This window comes from Saccharopolyspora rectivirgula DSM 43747, assembly GCF_000497205.1.
Lineage (GTDB): Bacteria > Actinomycetota > Actinomycetes > Mycobacteriales > Pseudonocardiaceae > Saccharopolyspora > Saccharopolyspora rectivirgula.
The window spans coordinates 1-23,171 of sequence record NZ_AYJW01000023.1 but is presented as its reverse complement, the minus strand read 5'-3'; the positions used below and the strand labels follow the sequence as shown (position 1 = coordinate 23,171).

Here is a 23,171-nt window from a genome sequence, read left to right as displayed (position 1 = left end):
AACCATGCCGGTCGAACGCCTGCTACCCACCTCCGAAGCAACCGACTTGCTGCAGCTCACCAGGGAAATCGCCCGCGACGAACTCGCTCCCCGGGTCGCCGAGGACGAAGCAGCGGAGAAGTTCCCCCGCGACGTCTTCCGACTGCTCGGCGAATCCGGATTCCTCGGCCTCCCCTACCCCGAGGAGTACGGCGGGGGCGACCAGCCCTACGAGGTGTACCTGCAGGTGCTCGAAGAACTCAGCAGCGCCTGGATGACCGTCGGCGTCGGGCTGTCGGTGCACACCATGTCCTGCTACCCGCTCGCCCACTTCGGCACCGAGCAGCAGCGGCAGCAGTGGCTGCCGGACATGCTCGGCGGCCAACTGCTCGGCGCCTACTCGCTGTCGGAACCCCACGCCGGATCCGACGCCGCCGCCCTGCGCACCCGCGCCGAACGCAGCGGAGACGAGTACGTCGTCAACGGCACCAAGGCCTGGACCACCCACGGCGGGGTCGCCGACTTCTACACCACGATGGTGCGCACCTCCGACGACGGTGGCCGCGGCATCAGCTGCCTGCTGCTCGACTCGAACACCCCCGGGCTGTCGGCCGCGCCACCGGAGCGGAAGATGGGGCTCACCGGGTCCCCCACCACCCAACTGCTCCTGGAGAACGCCCGCGTCCCCGTCGACCGCCGCATCGGCGAAGAAGGCGAAGGCCTCAAGATCGCCCTGTCCGCGCTCGACTCCGGCCGGCTCGGCATCGCCGCCTGCGCCACCGGGCTCGCCCAAGCCGCCCTCGACGCGGCGGTCGAGTACGCCAACCAGCGCAAGCAGTTCGGCCGGAACATCATCGACTTCCAAGGCCTGCAGTTCATGCTCGCCGACATGGCCGCGGCCGTGCAGACCGCCCGAGCCACCTACCTGGACGCCGCGCGCCGGCGCGACGCCGGGAAGCCGTACGGCCAGCAAGCGTCCATCGCCAAACTCGTCGCCACCGACGCGGCGATGAAGGTGACCACCGACGCGGTGCAGGTGCTCGGCGGCGCCGGCTACACCCGCGACTTCCCCGTCGAGCGCTACATGCGCGAAGCCAAAGTGCTGCAGATCTTCGAAGGAACCAACCAGATCCAGCGCATGATCATCGGCCGCCACCTCACCCGCCGCTGAGACGCGCATCCAGCAAGGGAACTTTTCCACCACGAGCGGCGGAAAAGTTCCCTTGCTCCATCAGAACGGGGCGAGCCCCCAGCTGCCGCTCCACGTCTCCCCGGGCTGCAGCACCAGCAGATCAGTGCCGGAGTTCAACGCGTCCGGCGGGCACGTCATCGGTTCCACGGCCACCGCCCGACCCCGGCCCGGGAAGTCCGCCGCCGTGTACACCTGCACCCACTTGAACACCGGGTCGGCCCACACCTGCACGCCGTGCCCGGACGGGCCGGTCAAGTGGTGCCGCACCAGCCCCTGGGGATCGTCAGCGGCCGGCTCGGCACCGCCGAAGCACGTGTCCAACCGCAGCCCGGCCAGTTTCCGCCCGCTGCGCAGCTCGGTCTCCTCCCCGGCCAGCGGCCGCGCCGGGCCGGTCGGGAGCAGCCGCTCCGGGTCCACCGGGAGAACGCTGGACGCCGCCAGCTGCAGCGTGCACTCGTCGGTTTCGGCGTTGCCCGCCCGCGGGTACGGGTGCACCCCCACCCCGAACGGGGTGGCCTGGGCACCGGTGTTGGTGACCTCGTGCGTCACCGACAGCCCCGACTCGTCCACCGCATAGGCCACCGAGGCCAGCAGCGGGACCGGCCAGCCCGGTTGAGCGGGGATGAACGACCGCAGCACGATCCGGTCCTGGTCGTGCTCGACGACCTCCCACGCGGTGTGGCGGAGCAGGCCGTGGATCGCGTTGTTGCGGGCGGGTTCGGTCAGCGCGAGCTGCTGCGGCTGCCCCGCCAGCTCCCACTTCCCATCAGCCACCCGGTTGGGCCAAGGAACCAGCACCGCCCCCGCCGCCGCGGGAGCCTCCTGGTCCGGGTCGAACGTCTCGGTGTACGGCACGCCGTCCACTTCGAAGAGCCGGAGCGCCGCACCGACCTCGGTGATGACAGCCCGGGCAGCACCCCGGGAGATCTCGAATTGGCGGCCAGTGGCAGGAATTCGGTCAGTCACGTGACAACTGTAGGGCGCGATCCCCACCCGCCACGCGCTCAACAGCGGGTGGGGATCAGCCGCTTCACTTGGTCAGCTTCTCGACGTCGAACTCCTGACGACCGCCCAGGAACACCCGGTTGATCACCCAGAACAGCACGCCGATGCCCAGCAGCACGGCGGCGATGAGGTACTCCTCCAGCGGGCGCCCGGACAGCGGGCTGGCGAAGAAGAGGCAGCTGAGCGCGCCGAGCACGGGAACCCAGGTGGGGGCCTTGAAGTGCTCGTGCTCGACCTTCTCCCGACGCAGCGCCAGCACCGAGATGTTGACGACCGCGAACACCAGCAACAGCAGCAGCGACGTGGTGCTGCCCAGGGCGGAGATGTCGAGGGTGGCGACCAGGACCACGCCGATGGCGGCGGTGAACAGCACCGACACCCACGGGGTCTGCCGCTTCGGGTGCACCTTGGCGAACAGGCCCGGGATGATCTTCTCCTGGCCCATGCCGTAGACCAGTCGGCTGGCCATCAGCATGTTGATCAGCGCGGTGTTGGTGACCGCGAACAGCGCGATGGCCGAGAACAGGACCGGCGGGAACCACGGCGCGGCCGCCTGCACGACCAGCAGCAGCGGCCCGTCCGACTCGGCCAGCTTGCCGGTCGGCACCAGGGTCGAGGTGATCAGCGCGATCACCAGGTAGATCGTCGCGGTGATGGTCAGCCCCAGCAGCAACGCGCGCGGGAAGTTCTTCGCCGGGTTCTTGGTCTCCTCGGCCATGTTCACCGAGTCCTCGAAACCGACCATGGCGAAGAAGGCCAGCGCGGTCGCCGACGTCACCGCCAGCAGCGGCGTGGTGTCGGTGTTGAACTCGGTCAACCGGCTCGGGTCGGGTGCCAGCTCGGGGTCGGTGTTGCCGCCGAAGATCGCCCACACCCCGAGCACGATCACGATGACCAGGCCGAGCAGCTCGATGCAGGTGAGCACCACGTTCATCTTGACCGACTCGGCCACGCCCCGGAGGTTCACCGCGGCCAGCAGCAGCACGAACGCGATGGCCACCGGCCACGACGGGATGTCCCCGACGATGGCGGCCAGGTAGTCACCGCTGAACGCCTGGGCCGCGGAAGCAGCGGAGGTCAGGCCCGAGCACATCACGGTGAAGGCGATCAGGAACGTCACGAAGTGCACGCCGAACGCCCGGTGCACGTACAGCGGGGCACCACCGGCCTTGGGGTACTTGCCGACAAGTTCCAGGTAGCTGACCGCGGTCAGGAACGCGACCACGAACGCGACGAGGAATGGAATCCACAGCGCGCCGCCCACCTTGCCAGCGACCTTGCCGGTCAGCGAGTAGATGGTGGTTCCGAGGATGTCTCCGACCACGAAGAACAGCAACAACTTCGGCCCCATGACCCTTTTGAGGCCGGGTGCCTCTGCCCGCTCTGCCACGTCGTCGTCCACGGTCGTTTCGTTGGCCATAGCTGAAAAGTGTGCAGGGTCGCTGTTGACCTTGGCTGCCCACCCTGGGTTGCAATTCGGTAAGACTTGTGCATCAGGCAGCTGGGCCGTTCGCCGAAACAGCGAAGCGCAACCGGCCGACAGCGCCTGGTCACCGAGGCGCACGGTATTGCCAGAAGGCGGGCAGCGCCACCGCAGCGAGCAGCGTGCACACCACGACCAGGACACCGCCGCCGACGACTGCGAGCCGCGTTCCCAACCAGTCCCCGGCCAGGCCGTGCAGCACGTCTGCCAACCTGGGGCCGCCGGTCACCACCACCGTGAACACGCCCTGGAGCCGGCCGCGCATCTCGTCGGTCGCGGCTTCCTGCAGGATGGCGCCGCGGTAGACCATGCTCACCAGGTCCGCACCGCCGCCCAGGGCCAGGAAGAGCACGCCCAGCCACAGGGAGTCCGCCAGGCCGAAGCCGATCACCGCCAGCCCCCAGGCGATGACCGCCAGCACCACACCGACCCCGTGGCGGACGAACCGGTGCAGCCACCCGGAGAACAGGCCCGCGGCGAACGAGCCCAGCGGGATGGCCGCGTAGAGCCAGCCGAGGGCCGCGCCGTTCCCGTTGGCGCTCCCGAAGGTCTGCTCGGCCATCGCCGGGAACAGGGCGCGGGGCAGGCCGAACACCATCGCGATGATGTCCACCAGGTAGGAGGCCAGCAGCACGGTGTGCACCGACAGGTACCGGAAGCCGTCGAGCACCGCGCGCAGACCGGCCCGCGTCGGCGCCCCGTCCTGGGGCGGGAGCGGGGGCAGGCGCCAGGCCGCCCACAGCACGGCACCCAGGGCGAGCGCGTCCAGCAGGTAGAGCGCGGACAGGCCGATGAACGGCAGCAGCATGCCCGCCAGCAGGGGACCGATGATCGCGCCGAGCTGGAACACCGTGGTGTTGAGCGCCTGCGCCGAGGACAGCAGTTCGGTGGGGATCAGCCTGGCGATCGCGGCGTTGCGGGTCGGCATGTTGATCGCGAAGAAGACTTGCTGCAGCGCGTAGAGCAGCAGCACCGAGCCGACCGAGGCGAGACCGGTCGCGGTGGTCAACCACAGCAGAGCGGCGCTGCCGGCGAGTCCCGCGGTGGTGATCACCATCAGGCGACGCCGGTCCACCGCGTCAGCCACCGCCCCGCCCCACAGGCCGAACACCAGCAGTGGCAGCAGGCCGGCGAGGCCGGCCAGGCCCACGTAGCTGGAGGACCCGGTCAGGTCGTAGAGCTGCTTGGGCACCGCCACCACGGTGAACTGGCCGCCGAGCGCAACGACGACGTTGGACAGCCACAACCGCCGGTAGGCCGGGTAGCGGAGCGGGCGGGTGTCGATGACGACCTTGTTGAGCAGGGACCTGACCTTGCCAGCTGATTTCTGCTGGGAACCACTGCGCTGCACAAGTGGTGCAGCCTAGCCAGGCTCGATCCCGCCACCAACCGAATATCAGCAGCGTCTCGTCACCGGGCAGCGCCGGCGCCCGGTGCGGAAATTGAGGAAGGGAACTTTTCTCCCCAGAACGGGAGAAAAGTTCCCTTCCTTCGTGCTTCGTCGCCGGGTGTGCTCGCGCGGTGTCAGGGGGCGAGCCGTTCGACGATCCAGCCGTTGTCCTCGGTGCGGCGGAAGCGCAGCCGGTCGTGCAACCGGCTGGGGCGCCCTTGCCAGAATTCGACCGATTCGGGGAGCAACCGCCAGCCGCCCCAGTGCGGCGGGACCGGGATCTTCTCGGCGTCGCCGAAGCGGCGTTCGATGCGCTGCAGGGACGTTTCCAGGGCTTCCCGGTTGGCCACCACGCGCGATTGCGGGGAGGCCCAGGCCCCGAGCTGGGATCCGCGGGGGCGCAGCTGCCAGTACTCGGCGGTTTCGTGCTGCGAGACCTTCTCCACCGAGCCCCGGATGTTGACCTGGCGCTGCAGGCCGAGCCACGGGAAGGTGACGGCCGCTACTCGGGTGGCGGTGAGGTCGTGGCTCTTCGCCGAGGTGTAGTTGGTGAAGAACACCAGTCCGCGTTCGTCGAAGCCTTTGCACAGCACGGTGCGCGAGGAGGGCACGCCTTCGCTGTCGGCGGTGGCGAGCACCATCGCGTTCGGTTCGGTGAGGCCGGCTTCCACTGCTTGGTCGAACCAGATCCGCAGCTGCTCGTGCCAAGTCCCGGCCAGGGAGGTCTCGTCAAGCTCCCCGGCTTCGTAGGACACCCGCATGTTCGACAGCGCCACGTGGGTCTCTGACATCCGCACTCCTCTCCCACCCGACTTCAGCACATGAGTTCCTAAGACCCGACCGGGCCCCCGCGGGTCTGTCATCGGACCAGCGGCGCGCCTACGACGTTAGACGTCCGCAGCTGCGCGGCCGAAACGCGGAAAACTTCCCGATCGATTTCGTTAACGATGCAGAGATCTTTCCCACAGCTCCCGGCTGCTCCGGGGTGCTGCGCGTCGCGCCCCCAGCGACCTCGTCACTTTCGGGTGGTGCTGCGGCTCGGGCGCGGTGGTGACCGCGGTTGCCGGTGGGGCGGCAAGGACCGCGTCGTTCCCCGGGTTCGGGATGTTCCCGGTTTGTTCCGATTCCGGGCATCCGGTGGTTTTTTCCGGGCGACGGGAAATTGCGAGTTCCCGCTCCCGGGGGCACTGTTGCTGCAGCGCTGACACCGCTCGCACCCCGCCACGCCCCTGCGCGCTCGTGCGCGCGTGCCCGAACAGTGCAGTGAGGAGACGAGGCGTGAGCAACGCGAGCGAATTCCGGCCGGGCCTGGAAGGGGTCGTCGCTTTCCAGACCGAGATCGCCGAACCGGACCGCGACGGTGGCGCGCTGCGCTACCGCGGGGTCGACATCGAGGACTTGGCCGGGAAGGTTCCTTTCGAGGACGTGTGGTCCTTGCTGGTCGACGGGGAGTTCGGCCAGCGGTTGCCCACCGCGGTCGATGCGGGGCTCCCGGTCCGCACCGGTGATGTGCGGGCCGACGTGCAGGCCGCGCTGGCGATGCTCGGGCCGGCGCGGGGGTTCCAGCCGTTGCTGGACGTCTCCGAGGAGGAGGCCCGCCAGCAGCTCGCGCTGGCTTCGGCGGCCGCGTTGTCGTACGCGGCGCAGTCGGCGCGGGGGCAGTTGCCGGCGGTGCCGGACAGCGAGGTCCCGGAGGACGCCCCGGCTTCCGAGCAGTTCTTGCTCCGCTGGCGCGGGGAGGCCGCTGCTGAGCAGGTGCAGGCGTTGGACGCGTATTGGGTTTCCGCAGCTGAGCACGGGATGAACGCCTCCACCTTCACCGCCCGGGTGATCGCTTCCACGGGGGCGGATGTGGCGGCGTGCCTGTCCGGGGCGGTGGGCGCCATGTCCGGGCCGCTGCACGGCGGCGCCCCGGCCCGGGTGTTGCCGATGATCGCCGAGGCGGAGCGCACCGGTGATGCTCGCCGCGTGGTGGAGTCGGTGCTCGACCGCGGGCAGCGGGTGATGGGTTTCGGGCACCGGGTGTACCGGGCCGAGGATCCGCGGGCGAGGGTGTTGCGCCGGGTGTGCCGGCAGTTGGGGGCGCCGCGCTACGAGGTCGCCCGGGAGTTGGAGCAGGCGGCGTTGGGCGTGCTGCGGGAGCGTCGCCCGGATCGGCAGATCGAGACGAACGTGGAGTTCTGGGCGGCTGTGGTGCTGGACTTCGCGGGGGTGCCGCCGGAGATGATGCCGGCCATGTTCACCTGCGCTCGTTTGGCGGGCTGGTCGGCGCACGTCTTGGAGCAGAAGCGCACCGGCCGGCTGGTTCGGCCGGCGGCCCAGTACGTGGGGCCCGGGCCGCGGGAGCCGCAGCAGGTGGCGGGCTGGTCACGGGTGCCGGCTGGCGCGTGACCGGTTCGGGCCTCGGTCACCCGGAGGACCGCCAGGGTGGCCGAGGTCACTTCCGGGTCGGCGCGCCGGCTGCCCGGCCGGTGCCGGGAATTCCGGATTAGGCTGGTTACCTGCGAGAAACGAGGGTGTCACCTGCCGGACGGCGACTGCTTCCGCCTCGCCCCGCCCACCGGCTTCCCCGGACGAGGGACTTTGGTCGAGGGCGGGCTGCGCAGTAAGTTGCGAGGGGCCGGTGCAGCAGCGCGGCTGTCCGGCGGCGTGTAACCGGCAACGGCGCCGGATTGAGCAAGGAGCGCGGGTGCTGCCCTCGCGCAGGCAAGTCATCACAACCAGATGCCCGGAGGCGCCGGCATGACGCAGGCCGAAACTATCGATCCGACGACGTTGAAGCTGCCCGAGGAGCTCAAGCCCAGTGACGGCCGGTTTGGTTGCGGCCCGTCCAAGGTGCGCCCTGAGCAGCTGTCCCGGCTGGTCGACGAGGGTGCTTCGGTGATGGGCACCTCGCACCGCCAGCGGCCGGTGAAGTCTTTGGTCGGTCGGGTGCGGGAAGGCCTGCGGGAACTGTTCTCGCTGCCGGAGGGCTACGAGGTGGTGCTCGGGGTCGGCGGCACGACCGCTTTCTGGGACGCCGCGACGTTCGGGCTGATCCGGGAGCGTTCGCTGCACCTGACCTACGGCGAGTTCTCGAGCAAGTTCGCCAAGGCCGCCAAGTCGGCCCCGTTCCTGCAGGACCCGGTGGTCGTGTCGGCGGACCCGGGGGACGCCCCGGAGCCGGTGTCGGACCCGAGCGTCGACTTGATCGCTTGGGCGCACAACGAGACCTCGACCGGTGTGATGCTCAACCCGGTGCGCCCGGCCGGGTCGGAGAACGCGCTGATCGCCATCGACGCCACGTCGGGTGCTGGTGGCCTGCCGGTGAACCCGGCTGACGTGGACGTCTACTACTTCGCGCCGCAGAAGTGCTTCGCTTCCGACGGTGGCCTGTGGGTGGCCGCGATGAGCCCGGCGGCGGTGGAGCGCATCGGCGAGATCAAGGAGTCCGGTCGCTGGGTGCCGGAGTTCTTGTCGCTGAGCACCGCGTTGGACAACTCCCGCAAGGACCAGACCTACAACACCCCCGCGGTGGCCACGCTGTTCCTGCTGGCCGACCAGATCGAGTGGATGAACGGCCAGGGCGGGTTGGACTGGTGCGTGCAGCGCACCCGGGAGTCGTCCCGCCGGCTGTACGAGTGGGCTGAGGCTTCGGAGTTCGCCACCCCGTTCGTCAAGGACCCGGCGAAGCGTTCGCAGGTGGTCGGCACGATCGATTTCGTGGACTCGGTGGACGCGGCCGCGGTGGCCAAGGCGCTGCGGGCGAACGGTATCGTCGACACCGAGCCGTACCGGAAGTTGGGCCGCAACCAGCTGCGCATCGGCATGTTCCCGGCGATTGAGCCGGACGACGTCACAGCGCTCACCCAATCCATCGATTGGGTGGTATCGAAGCTCTCGTGACCACCCTTTTTCGCCACTGAAGTACCGCGTTGCCGAGCGAAAATGGTCTTCCTAGGTGATCTTGCTACGAAATTAAGTGGTTTTACCCGCTCGCAGTGAGCGCGATTATCAGGCAAGATCGACTCAACGGACGGACGACCATCAATCGACGGGGCCCGGTGCGTCCGCTTCGCGCGGGTGCACCGGGTGGCTGTCACAGCTTGGTGACAAGAGTCGGCGGGAGGCTGGCATATGCGAGCGCTGCGAGTGGTCGGGCTCGACGAGGACGGTGAATCCGTTGTCTGCGAGGACCCGGAGAACGGCGAGCGCTTCACCGTGCCGGCCGACGAGCGGCTGCGCGCTGCTGCCCGCGGTGACATGACCCGTCTCGGGCAGGCGCAGATCGAGCTGGAGGCCAAGATGCGGCCGCGCGAGATCCAGGCCCGCATCCGTGCTGGTGCTTCGGTGGAGGAGGTCGCGGAGGCCGCGGGTGTCCCGGAGCAGCGGGTGGAGCGGTACGCCTACCCGGTGCTGTTGGAGCGCGCCCGGGTGGCGGAGATGGCCCAGAAGGCGCATCCGGTGCGGGACGACGGTCCGGATGTGCAGACGCTGGGTGAGGTCGTTGCTCACACGTTCGGTGTTCGCGGTCATGACTACGCCCAGGCTGCCTGGGACGCGTGGCGCGGAGAAGACGGCAAGTGGGTGGTTCAGCTGCTCTGGCAGGCGGGGCGTTCGGAGAACCGGGCGCACTGGATCTTCCACCAGGGGGCCAACGGCGGGACCGTGACGGCTTTGGACGAGCACGCCGCCGACTTGATCGATCCTTCCCCGAACCGCCCGTTGCGCACGGTGCGCCCGGTGACCGAGCTGGCCCGGGAGGCGCTCCAGTTGGAGGGCGCGCCGCAGCACGGCGTTGCGGCGGGGCGGGCCGAGGCGCCGGTGGAGCAGCCGGGGGAGCCCGCGGTTCCGGAGCAGGCTTCTGACTCGGACGAGTTGGCGGTTCCCGAGCCGATGGCCGAGCCGGAGCCCGCGGCGAGCGCCGAGCAGGACGAGGAGGGCCGCAAGGCCGGGCAGCGCCGCGGGCGCAAGAGCCACCCGATCGTGCCGTCCTGGGAGGACGTGCTGCTCGGGGTGCGGTCGCACCGCTGACCCGGGATCAGCCGAGCAGGCTGAGGACCAGTCCGAGCCACGCGGCGACCACGCCCGCTCCGATTCCGAACACCACCCAGCGCCAGGTGGGGATGCTGCGCCCGAACCACACGGACGGGGCGAATCCGGCTGCGATGCCGAGGTTGATCACGACTGCCAGGACGATGTTGATGTCGGCCATGCCGAGGGTGACCAGCATCAGGATGGTGGCCACGAGGGCGCCGACGATGCCGGTCACGGCCAGCCCGGTGCCCCAGGGGGTTTCTTCCGGGGGTGGCAGGTCGCGGTCGGCGCGGCTGCCGAACTGGTCGCGGCGGCCGTTGAGCGGGTCCAGGTAGCTGACTTCGGCGCCGGTCGCGGCGGCCAGCCGCAGCGCGAGGTGGCGTCCTCGCCTGCTGACCAGTTCGGCGGTTCGCGTGCTGTCCTCGTGTTGGACGGTTTCCACGACGGTGGCCCATTCGCGGAGGGCGGCCAGCAGCGGGTCGGGCAGGTTCAGCCGGGCCGGGTCGAGTTCACCACCGGGTTCGCGCAGCAGCACCGGGCGTCCGGAGCGGGCGCGCAGTTCGATCTTGGGGTCCGCGGCGCGCATCGATCAGCCCCCGTTCATGGTGTGGAAGGCGATCGCGCCGGCCGTGGCGACGTTGAGCGAATCCACCCCGCTGGCCATGGGGATCCGCACCGCTTGGTCGGCGGCGGTGATGGCTTGTTCGGTCAGTCCGGGGCCTTCGGACCCGAGCAGCACCGCTACCCGACCCTGCTGGGGGTTGGTTTCCCGCAGCGGGACGGAGTCGGCGCGCGGGGTGAGGGCCAGGATCCGGAAGTCGTGGTCTTTGAGCAGTTTGAGGTCTTCGGGCCAGCTGTGCAGGCGGGTGAAGGGCACGCGGAGCACGTGGCCCATGGAGACCCGGATGCTGCGCCGGTACAGCGGGTCGGCGCAGCCGGCGCCGAGCAGGATGCCGTCGATGCCGAGGGCGGCGGCGTTGCGGAAGATGGAGCCGAGGTTCTCGTGGTCGCCGATTCCTTCCAGCACTGCGAGGCGGCGCGAGTTGGCGATCAGGTCGGCGGGCTCGATGGTCGGGGCGCGGTCGGCCACGGCCAGCACTCCGCGGTTGAGGTGGAAGCCGACGACTTCGGCCATGATTTCGGCGGTGGTCGTGTAGGCGGGCACGTCGAAGGGGGCGAGCGCGTCTGCCAGTTCGTCGATGCGGCGGCGCACTCCGAGCAGGGCTCGCACCGGGTAGGCGGAGGCGAGGAGTCGTTCGACGACCACGACTCCTTCGGCTATGACCAGTCCGCGGCCGCCGGGCCGGTCCGGGCGGCGGTCGGCTCTCGACAGGTCGCGGAAGTCGTCGACCCGGGGATCGTTGGCATCGGTAATCTCGATTACGTGCGCCACGGCGGGCATTCTCCCATCCTGCTTCACCCGACTGTGGCGCGTAGCCATCTGACTCGGATTACGTGCGGGTGATTCAGGTTCGGCCGGTGCACCGCGCCCGCGGAATTTCCACTTTGGTCGAATCGGTGGTGCTGGCGGGCGTTCGGGCGCTGCACCAGGAAGGGAACTTCCCTGGCGTTTCCGGCAGAAAGGTTCCCTTGCTGCGGCGCGGGTGCCGCTCGCGGGTTCGGTCGGTCTTCGCGTCCGCGGCGGCGCCGGCCCGGGGGTCGGTTGGCTGCGCCGGCTGCCGCTGTGGATCGGGATTTTGCCGTTGTCAGGCGGAATGCTGCTTTTCGGGGAGGGCTGGCGCCCGTTCCGGCTAGCCGTGTTGAAGCTGGTGTCGGACTGCCGGGTGTGCTTGGAGTGGTGTTCGCCTCACCGGGTGTCCGCGGGTGCGGTGTTCAGGCATCCTGTGCGAGGACATGCGGCGGGTGGCGCCGCCAACGAGCTGATCTTGCTGCGGTTCACCGCAGCGCAGCCCTGAATAGCTGTGTTCTCGCGGGCCGGAGTCCGTGGGCCGAGGGTTGGCCCACCGGCCGTCTTCGCTGTTGGTTCCCCTTTTCCGCCCACGGCCTCCCTGTCCCGTTTTTCCCTTGCCCGACCAGTCCAGATGGAGGACAGCGAAATTCCGAACAGCAGGCTCGAGTGCACCGGTTTGGCCGCTGGCCCACCGGGTACCGATATGTCACGGTGGTTTCCCCAGCGCTGCGCGCTGTCGTGCTGCCGATGGAGCGGGGAGACGGCATGGGACGGCACGTGACACCTAATCGGTCTTTCAAACCGTTGGACCGGCAGCGTTACCGCGACAAGATGCAACGCGGGTTGGATGCGCTGGCCAGGATGCTCGCCGATGGCAATTTCTCCTTCCCCCGCCAGCAAATGGGGCTGGAGATGGAGCTGTGCCTGGTGGACGAGCACATGGAGCCGTCCATGTCGAACCACGTGGTGTTGGAGAAGATCAACGATTCTTCGTTCACCACGGAGCTGGGGCAGCAGAACATCGAGTTGAACGTGGAGCCGCAGGTGCTGGCCGGGGACAGCGCCGTGGAGTTGGAGCAGCGGCTGCACGCGAGCATGAGCCGGGCGGCGAGCGGTGCCCATGACGCCGGGGCGAAGGTGGTCATGATCGGCACGTTGCCGACGTTGCGGGATGCCCATTTCGATCCGCAGTGGTTGTCGCGCAATCCGCGCTACTCGATCCTCAACGAGCAGATCTTCCTCGCCCGGGGTGAGGAGATGCTGCTGGACATGGAGGGGGTGCCGCTGGGGGATCGTGCTCCGGAGAGGTTGCGCTCCTACGCGGATTCGATCCTCCCGGAGTCGGCGTGCACCTCGGTGCAGCTCCACTTGCAGGTGGCGCCGGAGGACTTCGCGTCGCACTGGAACGCCGCCCAGTGCTTGGCGGGCGTGCAGGTGGCGGTGGGGGCGAACTCGCCGTTCTTGCTGGGCAAAGCCCTGTGGCACGAGACGCGGATCCCGTTGTTCATCCAGGCCACCGACACCCGTCCGCAGGAGCTGCGCAACCAGGGGGTGCGGCCGCGGGTGTGGTTCGGGGAGCGCTGGATCACGTCGATCTTCGACTTGTTCGAGGAGAACGTCCGCTACTTCCCGGCGCTGTTGCCGGAGCCGGAGGAGGAGGATCCGCTGGCGGCGCTGGAGGCGGGGCGGGCTCCCACGTTGGCCGAGCTGCGGTTGCACAACGGCACGATTTGGCGTTGGAACCGCCCGGTGTACGACTTGGTGGACGGCGTGCCGCACCTCCGGGTGGAGAACCGGGTGTTGCCGGCCGGCCCGTCGGTGGTGGACACGGTGGCGAACGCTTGTTTCTTCTACGGGGTGCAGCGGGCGTTGACCGAGCAGGATCGTCCGCTCTGGTCGCAGATGACGTTCGCGGCCGCGGAGGAGAACTTCTACGCCGGCGCTCGGCACGGCATGGACGCGCACCTGTACTGGCCGGGGATCGGTTGGGTGACCCCGGACGAGCTGGTGTTGCGGATCCTGTTGCCGATGGCGCACGAGGGTCTTCGGTCTTGCGGGGTTTCCGATCGGGCTCGGGAGCGCTACCTGGGGATCATCGAGCAGCGCTGCTTGGTGCGGCAGACCGGTGCTTCGTGGCAGCGGGACGTGGTGGCCATGTTAGAGGAGCGGGGTGCGGATCGGCGCTCGGCTCTGGCCGGCATGCTGCGTCGCTACATCGAGTTGACCGAGAGCGGTGAGCCGGTGCACCTGTGGCCGGTGGAGTGAACCACCGGGTTTGACCTTTCCCGGTCCGGGGCATCTGCAGGGAGGCCGGTTAAGCCGGTAGTGAAATTCTTCCCGCACTGTGGACATTCGTGTTGGGCGTGGCGCGGGAGTGGGTTTTCGACTGCTGGTGATCACCCGGTTGTCCTGCTGAAACGCGCTGGCGGGCGGGTTTCGGCGGGTGCCTGGTGGACGGCGCAGCGGATCACCGTGTGATTTAGTGGCCTCGATCCTCCAATAGGATCAGAATGTCAACGGAAGGAGGCGTCGATGGCGCAGCAGTACGTGTTGCCAGAGCTCGACTACGACTACTCGGCTCTTGAGCCGGCGATCTCGGGTGAGATCAACGAGCTGCACCACAGCAAGCACCACGCGACTTACGTCAAGGGTGCTAACGACACGATCGAGAAGCTGGCGGAAGCCCGCGAGAAGGGCGACTTCGCTTCGATCGTGGGCCTGGAGACCACCCTGGCCTTCAACCTGGCCGGTCACTCGATGCACCTGGTGTGGTGGAAGATCCTGTCGCCGGACGGCGGCGACAAGCCGACCGGGGAGCTTGCGGCGGCCATCGACGAGGACTTCGGCTCGTTCGACAAGTTCCGCGCCCAGATGGAGGCGGTTTCCACCACCATCCAGGGCAACGGCTGGGGCGTGCTGGCGTGGGACCCGGTGGGTCAGCGCCTGATCACCCAGCAGCTGCGCGACCACCACAACAACATGTCGTTGACCACCGTTCCGCTGCTGGTGTTCGACATCTGGGAGCACGCGTACTACCTGCAGTACAAGAACGTCAAGGCTGACTACGTGAAGAACCTGTGGAACGTGGTCAACTGGGCTGAGGTCTCCCGGCGCTTCGAGGAGGCCCGGGCTGGCCGCCAGCCGTGAGACTGCTGTTCTGCGGCTCGACCGAGTAGTATTCAGGCCCGGTCCCCTGGTTGGGGCCGGGCCTGAACAGTTCCCGAACTGACTGTCGCTCCCACCACGAAGCAGACGAGTTTTAGGTTAGCCTAACCTTTATCCTCAGGCAAGGGCTGGCGCCGCCGGATCAGCACCGCACTTCCGATCAAGGCCGTGCCCAGCGAGAGCAGTCCGCCGAACAGCAGCGGTGACGGTGGCCCGAAGACGTCCGCCAACCACCCCGAGGCCAGTCCGCCGAGCGGTTTGCCGCCCATGAACAGCAGCATGTAGAGCCCCATCACCCGGCCGCGCATCGACGGGGCCACCGCGAGCTGCACCGTCGAGTTCGCGCTGGTGGTGAAGGTCATGACGGCGACCCCGACGGGGATCAGGGCGAGCGCGAACAGCTCGTAGGACGGCATCAGCGAGGCCACCGATTCCAGCACCCCGAAGGCGGCCGCGCCGAGCAGCACCGTGCGCATCCGGGGCCGCCCCCGCCCGCTGCGGCGCGCGGCCAGCAGCGCACCGGTGAGGGTGCCGACGGCGAGCATGGTGATCAGGAACCCGTAGCCGTCGGCTTCCCGCCCGAACTGGTTGCGGGCGATCACGGCGAAGGAGTTCTCGAAGTTCATGCCGAAGGTGCCGACGCAGAAGACCAGCGTCATGACGACCACCAGGTCGGGCCGTCCCCGCACGTAGCGGAGGCCGTCGCGCAGCTGCCCGCTCTTCTTCTCGGGGGGCGTGGAGCGGTGCAGCTCGGCCGGGTTCATCATCAGCAGGCCACCGACCACGGCCGCCGAGCTGATCCCGTTGAGCAGGAAGATCCACCCGGTGCCGATCACGGTGATGAGCAGACCGGCTGCGGCGGGGCCGGCGATGCGCGCCAGGTTGAAGATCATCGAGTTGAGTGCGACCGCGTTGGTGAGGTACGCCTGCCCGACCATTTCCACCACGAAGGACTGGCGGACCGGCGAGTCCACGGCCGCGAACACGCCGAGCACGAAGCACAGCAGGTAGACGTGCCAGAGCTGGGCGATGTCGGTGAGGTCCAGCAGGCCGAGCACCAGCCCGCACACGCCCATCGCGGCCTGGGTGATCACCAGCAGTCGACGCTTGTCGAACTGGTCGGCCAGCACCCCGGCCCACAGGGTCAGCAGCAGGGTGGGGAGGAATTGCAGGGCGACCGCCACGCCGAGGGCGAACGCGCTCCCCCCGGACAGCTCCAGCACGAGCCAGTCCTGGGCGGCCCGCTGCATCCACGTTCCGGTGAGGGAGATGACCTGCCCGGCGGAGTAGTAGCGGTAGTTGCGGACCCGCAGGGAGCGGAACGTCCCGGGTCGGCGATCGGGTGCGACACCCCCGGCCTGACCGTCGCCTGGTCGGGGCTGGGAGTGCCTGACCACGCTCTCACTCCCCCCTGCTGGTCATCGACTGGCTATTCGGTCGATTATTTCCGTCGCCCGGCACAAGATGGCCCGCTCTTCCTCGCTGATGTCGGACAGCTGGCTGTCCAGCCAGCGTTCCCGGGCCATGACTTCTTGCTCGATGAGCTTGCGGCCGTCTTCGGTCACTTCCACGATCGCCTGCCGGCCATCGGTGGGGTGTGCCCGACGGGTGATCAAGCCGTTGCTCTCCAGCGCAGCGATCACCCTCGTCATCGACGGCGGTTGCACGCCTTCTCGGAAGGCCAGCTCCCCCGGCGTGATCGGCCCCGACTTGTACAGGCAGGACAGCGCCGACAGCTGGGAGAGGGTGATCTGCGAGTCGGTGCGCTGGGCGCGCAGTCGCCGGTTCAAGCGCACCACGGCTAACCGCAGCCTGCTGGCCAGGGTGCGCTCGCGTTCCGCCATATCGGACACGTCGTTAGTCTACCAAACTATCTCGGGTATTCGGACAAACCAACCACACCGGCTGGTGTGTCCGAATACCCTAATCGGCCTCCGGGCCGCAGTCCTCCCCCACAACCCGTACGGCGCATCAACCGCCGATGAGCTCGTTGATCGGCCCGGCTCCGAAGTAGACCAGGAAGGCCACCGACACCACCCACATCAGCGGGTGCACCTCCCGCACCTTCCCGGTGGCGGTCTTGAGCACCACGTAGCTGATGAAGCCGGCGCCGATGCCGTTGGCGATGGAGTAGGTGAACGGCATGACGGTGATGGTCAAGAACGCCGGCAGGGCGACGGTGAAGTCGCTCAGGTCGATCTGCCGGATCTGGCTCAGCATCATCGCCCCGACCACCACCAGCGCCGGGGCCGCCGCCTCCACCGGAATGACCTGGTAGAGCGGGGTGAAGAACATGGCCGCCAGGAACAGCAGGCCGGTGACCACGTTCGCCAACCCGGTGCGGGCGCCCTCACCGATGCCCGAGGCGGATTCCACGAACACGGTGTTGGAGCTGGCGGAACCGAGACCACCGGCGACCGCGCCCATGCCTTCCACCGCCAGCGCCTTGCCGATGCCGGGCAGGTTGCCGTCCTTGTCGGCCAGACCGGCTTCCTTGCCGAGCCCGGTCATGGTCCCCATGGCGTCGAAGAAGTTCGCCAGCACCAGGGTGAACACCAGCATGGCGCAGGCCAGCGCGGGCAGCCGGGTCCAGGCGCCGAAGGAGATGTCACCGACCAGGGACAGGTCCGGCAAGCCGATGATGTCGTCCGGCAGCGCCGGGTAGCCGAGGTTCCAGCCGTAGGGGTTGGACCCGCCGGACGGGCCGGCCTTGAACACCGACTCGACGACGATGGCCACCACCGTGGTGGTGATGACGCTGATCAGGATCCCGCCGCGCACACCGCGGGCCACCATCACCGAGGTGAGCAGCAGCCCGAACACGAACACCGCGGTGGGCCAGGAGGCGATCGAACCGTCGATGCCGAGCCCCACCGGCACGGTGGTGTTGGCCTCGTCGGGGATCCGCCGCACGAACCCGGCGTCCACCAGACCGACCAGGGTGATGAACAGTCCGATCCCGACCGCGATCGCGGCCTTCAACGGCGGGGGCACCGCGTTGAACACGGCGGTGCGGAAACCGGTGGCCACCAGGATCAGGATGATGATCCCGTCCACCACCACCAGCCCCATGGCTTCCGGCCAGGTCACCTGCGGGGCGATCGACACCGCCAGCAGCGTGTTGATCCCGAGCCCGGCGGCGATCGCGAACGGGTAGTTGGCGACCAGTCCGAAGAGGATGGTCATGACTCCGGCGACCAGCGCGGTGACCGCGGCGACCTGCGGCACCGGAAGGATGTTGCCCAGCACATCTCGTTTGGCACCGGCCTCATCAGCCGAGTAGCTGCCCAGGATCAACGGGTTCAGCACGATGATGTAGGCCAGGGTGACGAACGTGACCACACCGCCGCGAACCTCGCGAGCGACGCTGGAGCCACGTTCTGTAATCTTGAAGTAGCGGTCCAGCACTGATTTTCTGGTTCCCGCCGAATCGTTCATCAGGGCATCCTCATCACGAACCGGAGAACAGCAACGAGCGCACCGTCGCGCAGTAGTTCGCTACCAGGAGTAACCTTCCTGGTGTGGCATCGAGCAGTGACACTACCTCTTCCCCTGATGGCCACCGCCCGGTCCCGCCGCTTCCCGCCAAGCTCACCGACCCGAAGCCGGTGGTGCTCGTCGGCACCCTGGCGTGGCTGACCGGCGCGGTGGTGTTCGGGATCACCGAACCGGGCAGCGTCCGGTTCTGGACCTGCGTCACCGGCTGCGCGCTGGGCGCCGTTGGGTATGGCCTGTTCCGCTGGCAGCTCTCGGCCGCCCGCCGGGGCTCCCGCGGCGCGTGGCAGGGGCTGACCGGCCTGGACAGTTAGATTCCGGCAAAACTGACCCGAACCCGGCGATCAAGGGTTAACCTGCATTCGCGATACCCCTACCAGCCGGGAGTTCCTTCAGTGCCTAGGTTCGACGTCGATCGACTCGAGTTCGTCATACTCGTTGAACGCGCCGGGCTGACGCGGATCCCCATGGTCGCGTCCTACAGCAATTACGGCACTCCGTTCCAGGACATCCCTCGCGAGCTCGAGGCCGCCGAGCAGCGCTGCCGCGACCGCGGGTTGATCCGGTTCGGCGGGAAGGTCGTCGACGAGCTGCAGGAACTGCTCAGCATCTACTCGCGCACCTCGGTCGAGTACGACCTGCGGTTCTCGGCGAAGAAGGGCACCGAGCTGCGGGCCGCGGTGTGCCGGTCCGGTGATTCGGCGGTGCGCACCGTCGTGGACGGCGACCGGGTGCTGCTCGACCCGGTGCGCCCTTCCGATCTGATCCCGGCGATCGTCGGCGTGCTCCCCCAGCACCCGCCGGCCAAGATCCGCCCGCCGATCAACGTCGACCTGGCCGAGATGCGGGCCGCGATGGCGGACGTGCGCCGCCGCGGCGTCGAGGACGACCGGGCCATCGAGGAGGCCGTGCGGGCCCGCGGGGTGAACGTGAGCGCTTTCCGCCGCGTCAACCAGCTGCTGAGCGGGCCGCGGCTCGGGTTGGGCGAGCTGGGGGTCACGATCTGGGACGAGCGGGGCAAGGAGCACCGCGGCGAACAGACCATCCGGATCATCGACCTGCCGGCGGGCCGCACCGCGGTCTACAACAGCGGAACGCAGCGCATGTTCGCCGGAGCCGACCTGGGCACCTTCAACCGGGTGCTCAGCGAGCTCACCAAGCAGACGCAGCGCCAAGCCGCCTGGGAGTACCAGTACTAACCGGTGTTGCGCCGAACGGATCAATCAGGGGATTTCCGGAAACGGTTTGCATGCCAGTCCCGTCACAACGGTGCACGGGTGCAGGCAAACCTGGCAAAGTAGATCACACCCACACCTGATCGGATGCGGAGAAGGGGGCAGGAAGTGGGAATGCAGCCAGAGCAGGCCGCCGCCTTAGCGGCCTCCCCAATAGTTCCTGGGCCGGTGAAGGCTGCCGCCGCCACGATGGCAGTGGTCAACACCTACATCAACACCGCTGGCGGGGTCCAGAAGGCGTCCTTCACGGTCGACATCGAGCAGATCCCAGGGCTGATCGAGAAGTACAAGGACGCGCGGGAGAAGCTGCGCAAGATCCTCCAGAAGTCGTACCGTCTTCGCTCAATCACTCCACCCGGCGAAGACGAAATCAGCCAACAGATGGCCAACTCGTTGAGCAAGATGGCGACGGACGAGCCTGGCTGCCTGGCCGAAGCAGTCAGAGATGGCATCAAGCGCCTCACTGATCAGATCAATCAACTAGAGGCTGCGCTTAGGGATTACCGCAGTACTGACGAAGCCGCCACCGCCCGGCAAATTTAAGGAAGAGGAATCGTGCTTCGCCGCTTCATGGTTACAACAGCCTCCTTGGCAGCTGTCCTAGCTTTCTCCGCTTGCTCCCAGAGCACACCCACTGATACTCCGGGGAGCGCGGCCCCAGCTACTACCGAGACGCAGGCACCTCAGGAAGACCAGGCTCAGTCACCGCAGGAGAAGATAGATTCCCCGTTGGACCTCAAAGCTGTCACCGATACGTGTCAGCTCCTCACACAGGAACAACTAGAACAGCTTGGCGGTGGTGGGGAGCCAGAGCCTATCGAACAGCCGTGGCCTGAAAAGGGATGTTCCTGGGAAGGGGACAACCTGGGTATAGAGCTGTCACCGGACGCGACTAACGGCGGTGGCATCGAAAGGATCAAGAGCAACTTCGCCGGGGAGTACGACGAAGTCGTCAACGTCAATGGATACCCTGCCATTCACATTGACGTAACGGACATGACTTGCACTCTCTCCGCTGCGGTTTCAGAAGAGCACGTCATCGGTGTCGGCGTAGCCATTTACAACAAGGTGGAGCCACAGCATCAAGATCCTTGCGCCTTCGCGGACAGGGTTTTCACCGAAGTCGTCAAAAACATTCCATCGGCAAACTGACTTCGCTTTTCGCCGTATCTGAGAGGGGGCAACATGGTAGCTCCAGCAGTTGTGGGGGCTGTGGTGGTTGGCGGCTCAATACTCATCAGCCCCAGCGACCGCGGGAACATGGACGAGATCATCCAGCGCGTCGGTTTCAACCACCAGGAGAAGTACAAGCAGATCCACGAGGGAAGAGGTCCTGGGGGGCTCAATGAGGCCGTCGACGGCTGGCAGCGCGATATCGCGAAGGACTTCGACGAAGTAGCCCAACTGCTCGACGAAGCCAACAGGAAGGCCGGGCTCGCCTGGACCGGTGAGGCAGCTGAGCAGCACGGCAATTCGCTGGGCCCGCTGACCCAGTTCATCCGAGACTCGAAGGACGTCTCGGAGGCCATCAGCAAAGCAGCATCCCACCAGGTCGACAATTTCGGCCGGGTCAAGAACAACATGCCGGAGCCGGTCGAGGTGACCGCGACCGACAACCTCCTGGAGAAGGGAGCTGCCTGGCTGTTCGGCACCGAAACCGACCTGCAGAAGCAGGAGCGGGAGGCGACGGAAAAGGCCCAGCAGGCCAAGCAGGTCTACGACTCCTACAGCCATAGCGTCGACGACACCAACCGCGGCATCCCGTACTACCCGAAGGCTCCGCAAACCACCTTCGACCCGGGCCCGGGCGGTGGTGGCCCGAACCCGACGGTGAATTCGCCGATGGGCACCGGCCGCGGCGGCAGCCCGCAGCCGGTCGGCGGCGGGGTGTCCGGCATCGGCGGGGTCGGCCAGGGCGCGGGCACCGGCCCGGACAACCTGGGCGGCGGGTACACGAGCCCGGCCCAGAGCAGTTCGCAGTGGTCTTCGCCCACTACCCCGCCGAGCACCGGTGGTCTGCCGGGCGCTGGTGCTGGTGCCGGCGGTGCGGGCACCGGTTTCGGTGGTGGTGGCGCGATGCTGGCCGGTGGCCTCGGTGCGGGTGCTGGTGCCGGTGGCCGGGCCGGTTTCGGTGGTGGAGCCGGCGCGGGCGGCCGAGCCGGCGCGGGCGGTGGCCTCGGGGCCGGCGGGAGGGCCGGCGTCGGTGCTGGTGCTGGTGCCGGTGGTGCAGCTGGTGCTGCTGGCAACGCAGCCGGTGGTCGCGGCGCTTCCGCCACCGCGATGGGCGGCGCCGCAGGTGCCCGCGGGCAAGGCGGCAAAGGCGAGGACGACCTCGAGCACGAGAACAAGTACATGGTGGACACCGACGAGGCGTGGGAAGACCTCGGCCTGCCCAAGGTCGCCCCGCCGGTCCTCGGCGAGTGAACCGCTGAGAGCTCTGCTCCGGGCCGCGCGGACACGCGCGGCCCGTTTCATGTCCAGCCCATCAGCCCAAACCTGTTGCACGAAATGGAGAACGCCGTGCCACGCCGTCTGTTGATCGCCGTATCGTCTGCTGCCGTACTCGGCCTGTCCGCCTGCTCGCAAAGCACGCCCGCCGACTCGGGGAATGCGACCCCAGCCGCCACTGAGGCACAGGCACCTCAAGAGGACCAGGCGCAGTCTCCACAGGAGAAGATAGATTCCCCGCTGAACCTCAAGGCTGTCACCGATACGTGTCAGCTTCTCACTCCGGAACAGCTCGAACAGCTCGGCGGAGGCGGAGAGCCCGAACCTGCTGAGCAGCCGTGGCCTGAAATGGCCTGCTCCTGGGAGGGGGACAACCTGGGTATCGAGTTGTCGCCGGACTCAACGAATGGTGGCGGCATCGAAAGAATCAAGAACAATTTCGCCGGGGAATACGACGAAGTAGTCAATGTCGCCGGCTACCCCGCCATCCACATCGACGCCACGGACATGACCTGCACTCTCTCCGCCGCGGTTTCAGAAGAGCACGTCATCGGTGTCGGCGTGGCCATCTACAACAAGGTGGAGCCACAGCACCAGGATCCCTGCGCGTTCGCGGACAGGGTCTTCACCGAAGTCGTCAAGAACATCCCGCCGGAGAGCTGAGCACCCCGAGGGGAACAGGTCCTCGCATTGGAGTGGTGCTCCGAGGAGCAGTCTCCTGCAATGGAAGAAGACCGATCAACGAACCCGAGGAAAGAGACCTTGTCGATCCGAACGACCCTGACCGTGCTCAGCGCTGCTGCAGTCCTGGGACTCACCTCCTGTTCTTCCAACAGCACAGCGGAGTCGCCCGACGTCCCCGACACCCCTGCACCCACAACGTCCGAGTCCCCGAGCATCGTCGTGGAAAACCCGCTCGACCTGAAGGCAGTCAGCGATCCCTGCCAACTGCTGACTCCGGAACAACTCGCTCAACTGGAAAACCCGACCGAAGCTGAGCCCACAGAGCTGGAGTGGGGAGAAAAAGGCTGCTCCTGGTACGGCGAGCAATACGGATTGGAGCTCTCCCCTAACACCATCAGCGGCGGTTTTGCCACTATCCGACAGAACCAAAAGTCCTTCGACAACTACCAAGAAGTCGAAGTGGCCGGTTATCAAGCCGCCCGAACCGACGCCACGGACATCAGCTGCTCCCTCTGGGTAGCTGTGTCCGATGATTCCACGCTGGGCGTCCAGGTCGGCAAGTACGACGCCTACGACGACCTGCCGCAACCGTGCGAGCTAGCGGAGAAGATCTTCCCCGAAGTCGTCAAGAACATCCCACCGCAGGACTGAACGATCCACCAGCAAGG

At 67.7% G+C, this 23,171-nt stretch carries 22 protein-coding genes; 13 read left to right on the top strand and 9 right to left on the bottom strand.

Going from position 1 to position 23,171, the window contains the following annotated elements; translation table 11 throughout:
- The first annotated feature begins 4 nt into the window (after nucleotides 1–4).
- The gene (locus SREC43747_RS0108565) at nucleotides 5–1,150 is read left to right on the top strand and encodes an acyl-CoA dehydrogenase family protein (protein ID WP_029720769.1); all 1,146 of its coding nucleotides are present in this window, start codon (nucleotides 5–7) and stop codon (nucleotides 1,148–1,150) included.
- A gap of 60 nt (nucleotides 1,151–1,210) precedes the next feature.
- Here the strand turns inward: SREC43747_RS0108565 and SREC43747_RS0108560 are convergent, their stop codons facing one another.
- From SREC43747_RS0108560 to pdxH, 4 genes are all read right to left on the bottom strand, one after another.
- Nucleotides 1,211–2,137, bottom strand: a complete 927-nt coding sequence (locus tag SREC43747_RS0108560; RefSeq protein WP_029720767.1) for an aldose 1-epimerase family protein — start codon at nucleotides 2,135–2,137, stop codon at nucleotides 1,211–1,213.
- Nucleotides 2,138–2,201: 64 nt separating this feature from the next.
- Nucleotides 2,202–3,596, bottom strand: a complete 1,395-nt coding sequence (locus tag SREC43747_RS0108555) for an APC family permease (protein WP_029720765.1) — start codon at nucleotides 3,594–3,596, stop codon at nucleotides 2,202–2,204.
- A gap of 130 nt (nucleotides 3,597–3,726) precedes the next feature.
- Entirely contained in the window at nucleotides 3,727–5,010 is a 1,284-nt protein-coding gene (locus SREC43747_RS0108550; protein WP_029720764.1) for an MFS transporter, read from the bottom strand.
- Nucleotides 5,011–5,183: 173 nt separating this feature from the next.
- Nucleotides 5,184–5,840 (bottom strand): pyridoxamine 5'-phosphate oxidase, encoded by a 657-nt coding sequence (gene pdxH / locus SREC43747_RS0108545; RefSeq protein WP_029720763.1) that lies wholly within the window; start codon nucleotides 5,838–5,840, stop codon nucleotides 5,184–5,186.
- Nucleotides 5,841–6,327: 487 nt separating this feature from the next.
- Here pdxH and SREC43747_RS0108540 point away from each other — a divergent pair, with 487 nt between their 5' ends.
- From SREC43747_RS0108540 to sepH, 3 genes are all read left to right on the top strand, one after another.
- Nucleotides 6,328–7,440, top strand: a complete 1,113-nt coding sequence (locus tag SREC43747_RS0108540; RefSeq protein WP_037331632.1) for a citrate synthase 2 — start codon at nucleotides 6,328–6,330, stop codon at nucleotides 7,438–7,440.
- A gap of 351 nt (nucleotides 7,441–7,791) precedes the next feature.
- Nucleotides 7,792–8,934: a phosphoserine transaminase gene (gene serC / locus SREC43747_RS0108535; protein ID WP_029720761.1), complete on the top strand. Its 1,143-nt coding sequence runs from the start codon at nucleotides 7,792–7,794 to the stop codon at nucleotides 8,932–8,934.
- A 231-nt stretch (nucleotides 8,935–9,165) separates the two neighbouring features.
- Nucleotides 9,166–10,062, top strand: a complete 897-nt coding sequence (gene sepH, locus SREC43747_RS0108530) for a septation protein SepH (protein WP_029720760.1) — start codon at nucleotides 9,166–9,168, stop codon at nucleotides 10,060–10,062.
- Between the two features lie 7 nt (nucleotides 10,063–10,069).
- Here sepH and SREC43747_RS0108525 read toward each other — a convergent pair whose 3' ends face one another.
- Nucleotides 10,070–10,651: a DUF2537 domain-containing protein gene (locus SREC43747_RS0108525; protein WP_029720759.1), complete on the bottom strand. Its 582-nt coding sequence runs from the start codon at nucleotides 10,649–10,651 to the stop codon at nucleotides 10,070–10,072.
- A 3-nt stretch (nucleotides 10,652–10,654) separates the two neighbouring features.
- Complete coding sequence (locus SREC43747_RS0108520; RefSeq protein WP_029720758.1) at nucleotides 10,655–11,458, bottom strand: TrmH family RNA methyltransferase; 804 nt, start codon at nucleotides 11,456–11,458, stop codon at nucleotides 10,655–10,657.
- Between the two features lie 783 nt (nucleotides 11,459–12,241).
- Here SREC43747_RS0108520 and SREC43747_RS0108510 point away from each other — a divergent pair.
- Nucleotides 12,242–13,741 carry a glutamate-cysteine ligase family protein gene (locus SREC43747_RS0108510; RefSeq protein WP_029720756.1) on the top strand — a complete coding sequence of 500 codons (1,500 nt, stop codon included), beginning with the start codon at nucleotides 12,242–12,244 and terminating at the stop codon, nucleotides 13,739–13,741.
- Nucleotides 13,742–14,008: 267 nt separating this feature from the next.
- Nucleotides 14,009–14,623: a superoxide dismutase gene (locus SREC43747_RS0108505; RefSeq protein ID WP_029720755.1), complete on the top strand. Its 615-nt coding sequence runs from the start codon at nucleotides 14,009–14,011 to the stop codon at nucleotides 14,621–14,623.
- Between the two features lie 122 nt (nucleotides 14,624–14,745).
- Here SREC43747_RS0108505 and SREC43747_RS0108500 read toward each other — a convergent pair whose 3' ends face one another.
- From SREC43747_RS0108500 to SREC43747_RS0108490, 3 genes are all read right to left on the bottom strand, one after another.
- Nucleotides 14,746–16,038, bottom strand: coding sequence for an MFS transporter (locus tag SREC43747_RS0108500; protein ID WP_029720754.1), 1,293 nt, complete (start codon nucleotides 16,036–16,038; stop codon nucleotides 14,746–14,748).
- A 21-nt stretch (nucleotides 16,039–16,059) separates the two neighbouring features.
- Nucleotides 16,060–16,485, bottom strand: a complete 426-nt coding sequence (locus tag SREC43747_RS0108495; RefSeq protein ID WP_029720753.1) for a MarR family winged helix-turn-helix transcriptional regulator — start codon at nucleotides 16,483–16,485, stop codon at nucleotides 16,060–16,062.
- A 127-nt stretch (nucleotides 16,486–16,612) separates the two neighbouring features.
- The gene (locus SREC43747_RS0108490) at nucleotides 16,613–18,079 is read right to left on the bottom strand and encodes an NCS2 family permease (RefSeq protein WP_029720752.1); all 1,467 of its coding nucleotides are present in this window, start codon (nucleotides 18,077–18,079) and stop codon (nucleotides 16,613–16,615) included.
- Nucleotides 18,080–18,162: 83 nt separating this feature from the next.
- Here SREC43747_RS0108490 and SREC43747_RS0108485 point away from each other — a divergent pair, with 83 nt between their 5' ends.
- From SREC43747_RS0108485 to SREC43747_RS0108460, 7 genes are all read left to right on the top strand, one after another.
- Nucleotides 18,163–18,450 carry a DUF2530 domain-containing protein gene (locus SREC43747_RS0108485; protein ID WP_029720751.1) on the top strand — a complete coding sequence of 96 codons (288 nt, stop codon included), beginning with the start codon at nucleotides 18,163–18,165 and terminating at the stop codon, nucleotides 18,448–18,450.
- Nucleotides 18,451–18,531: 81 nt separating this feature from the next.
- Complete coding sequence (locus tag SREC43747_RS0108480; protein WP_029720750.1) at nucleotides 18,532–19,335, top strand: ESX secretion-associated protein EspG; 804 nt, start codon at nucleotides 18,532–18,534, stop codon at nucleotides 19,333–19,335.
- A 204-nt stretch (nucleotides 19,336–19,539) separates the two neighbouring features.
- On the top strand, nucleotides 19,540–19,914 hold the full coding sequence (locus tag SREC43747_RS0108475; protein WP_152528361.1) for a hypothetical protein: 375 nt from the start codon (nucleotides 19,540–19,542) through the stop codon (nucleotides 19,912–19,914).
- Nucleotides 19,915–19,941: 27 nt separating this feature from the next.
- Complete coding sequence (locus SREC43747_RS20550) at nucleotides 19,942–20,523, top strand: DUF3558 domain-containing protein (RefSeq protein WP_236623095.1); 582 nt, start codon at nucleotides 19,942–19,944, stop codon at nucleotides 20,521–20,523.
- Nucleotides 20,524–20,556: 33 nt separating this feature from the next.
- Nucleotides 20,557–21,795 (top strand): PPE domain-containing protein, encoded by a 1,239-nt coding sequence (locus tag SREC43747_RS20225; protein WP_152528360.1) that lies wholly within the window; start codon nucleotides 20,557–20,559, stop codon nucleotides 21,793–21,795.
- A gap of 84 nt (nucleotides 21,796–21,879) precedes the next feature.
- Nucleotides 21,880–22,482, top strand: a complete 603-nt coding sequence (locus tag SREC43747_RS20545; RefSeq protein WP_081722488.1) for a DUF3558 domain-containing protein — start codon at nucleotides 21,880–21,882, stop codon at nucleotides 22,480–22,482.
- 60 nt (nucleotides 22,483–22,542) lie between these two features.
- Entirely contained in the window at nucleotides 22,543–23,154 is a 612-nt protein-coding gene (locus SREC43747_RS0108460; RefSeq protein ID WP_081722487.1) for a DUF3558 domain-containing protein, read from the top strand.
- The last annotated feature ends 17 nt before the right edge of the window (nucleotides 23,155–23,171 follow it).

Coding starts and splice junctions, on each gene's coding strand:
- SREC43747_RS0108565 (WP_029720769.1), top strand. CDS start 5: ATGCCGGTCGAACGCCTGCTACCCACCTCCGAAGCAACCGACTTGCTG.
- SREC43747_RS0108555 (WP_029720765.1), bottom strand. CDS start 3,596: ATGGCCAACGAAACGACCGTGGACGACGACGTGGCAGAGCGGGCAGAG.
- pdxH (WP_029720763.1), bottom strand. CDS start 5,840: ATGTCAGAGACCCACGTGGCGCTGTCGAACATGCGGGTGTCCTACGAA.
- serC (WP_029720761.1), top strand. CDS start 7,792: ATGACGCAGGCCGAAACTATCGATCCGACGACGTTGAAGCTGCCCGAG.
- sepH (WP_029720760.1), top strand. CDS start 9,166: ATGCGAGCGCTGCGAGTGGTCGGGCTCGACGAGGACGGTGAATCCGTT.
- SREC43747_RS0108525 (WP_029720759.1), bottom strand. CDS start 10,651: ATGCGCGCCGCGGACCCCAAGATCGAACTGCGCGCCCGCTCCGGACGC.
- SREC43747_RS0108510 (WP_029720756.1), top strand. CDS start 12,242: ATGGGACGGCACGTGACACCTAATCGGTCTTTCAAACCGTTGGACCGG.
- SREC43747_RS0108505 (WP_029720755.1), top strand. CDS start 14,009: ATGGCGCAGCAGTACGTGTTGCCAGAGCTCGACTACGACTACTCGGCT.
- SREC43747_RS0108495 (WP_029720753.1), bottom strand. CDS start 16,485: ATGGCGGAACGCGAGCGCACCCTGGCCAGCAGGCTGCGGTTAGCCGTG.
- SREC43747_RS0108490 (WP_029720752.1), bottom strand. CDS start 18,079: ATGAACGATTCGGCGGGAACCAGAAAATCAGTGCTGGACCGCTACTTC.
- SREC43747_RS20550 (WP_236623095.1), top strand. CDS start 19,942: ATGGTTACAACAGCCTCCTTGGCAGCTGTCCTAGCTTTCTCCGCTTGC.
- SREC43747_RS20225 (WP_152528360.1), top strand. CDS start 20,557: ATGGTAGCTCCAGCAGTTGTGGGGGCTGTGGTGGTTGGCGGCTCAATA.
- SREC43747_RS20545 (WP_081722488.1), top strand. CDS start 21,880: ATGGAGAACGCCGTGCCACGCCGTCTGTTGATCGCCGTATCGTCTGCT.
- SREC43747_RS0108460 (WP_081722487.1), top strand. CDS start 22,543: ATGGAAGAAGACCGATCAACGAACCCGAGGAAAGAGACCTTGTCGATC.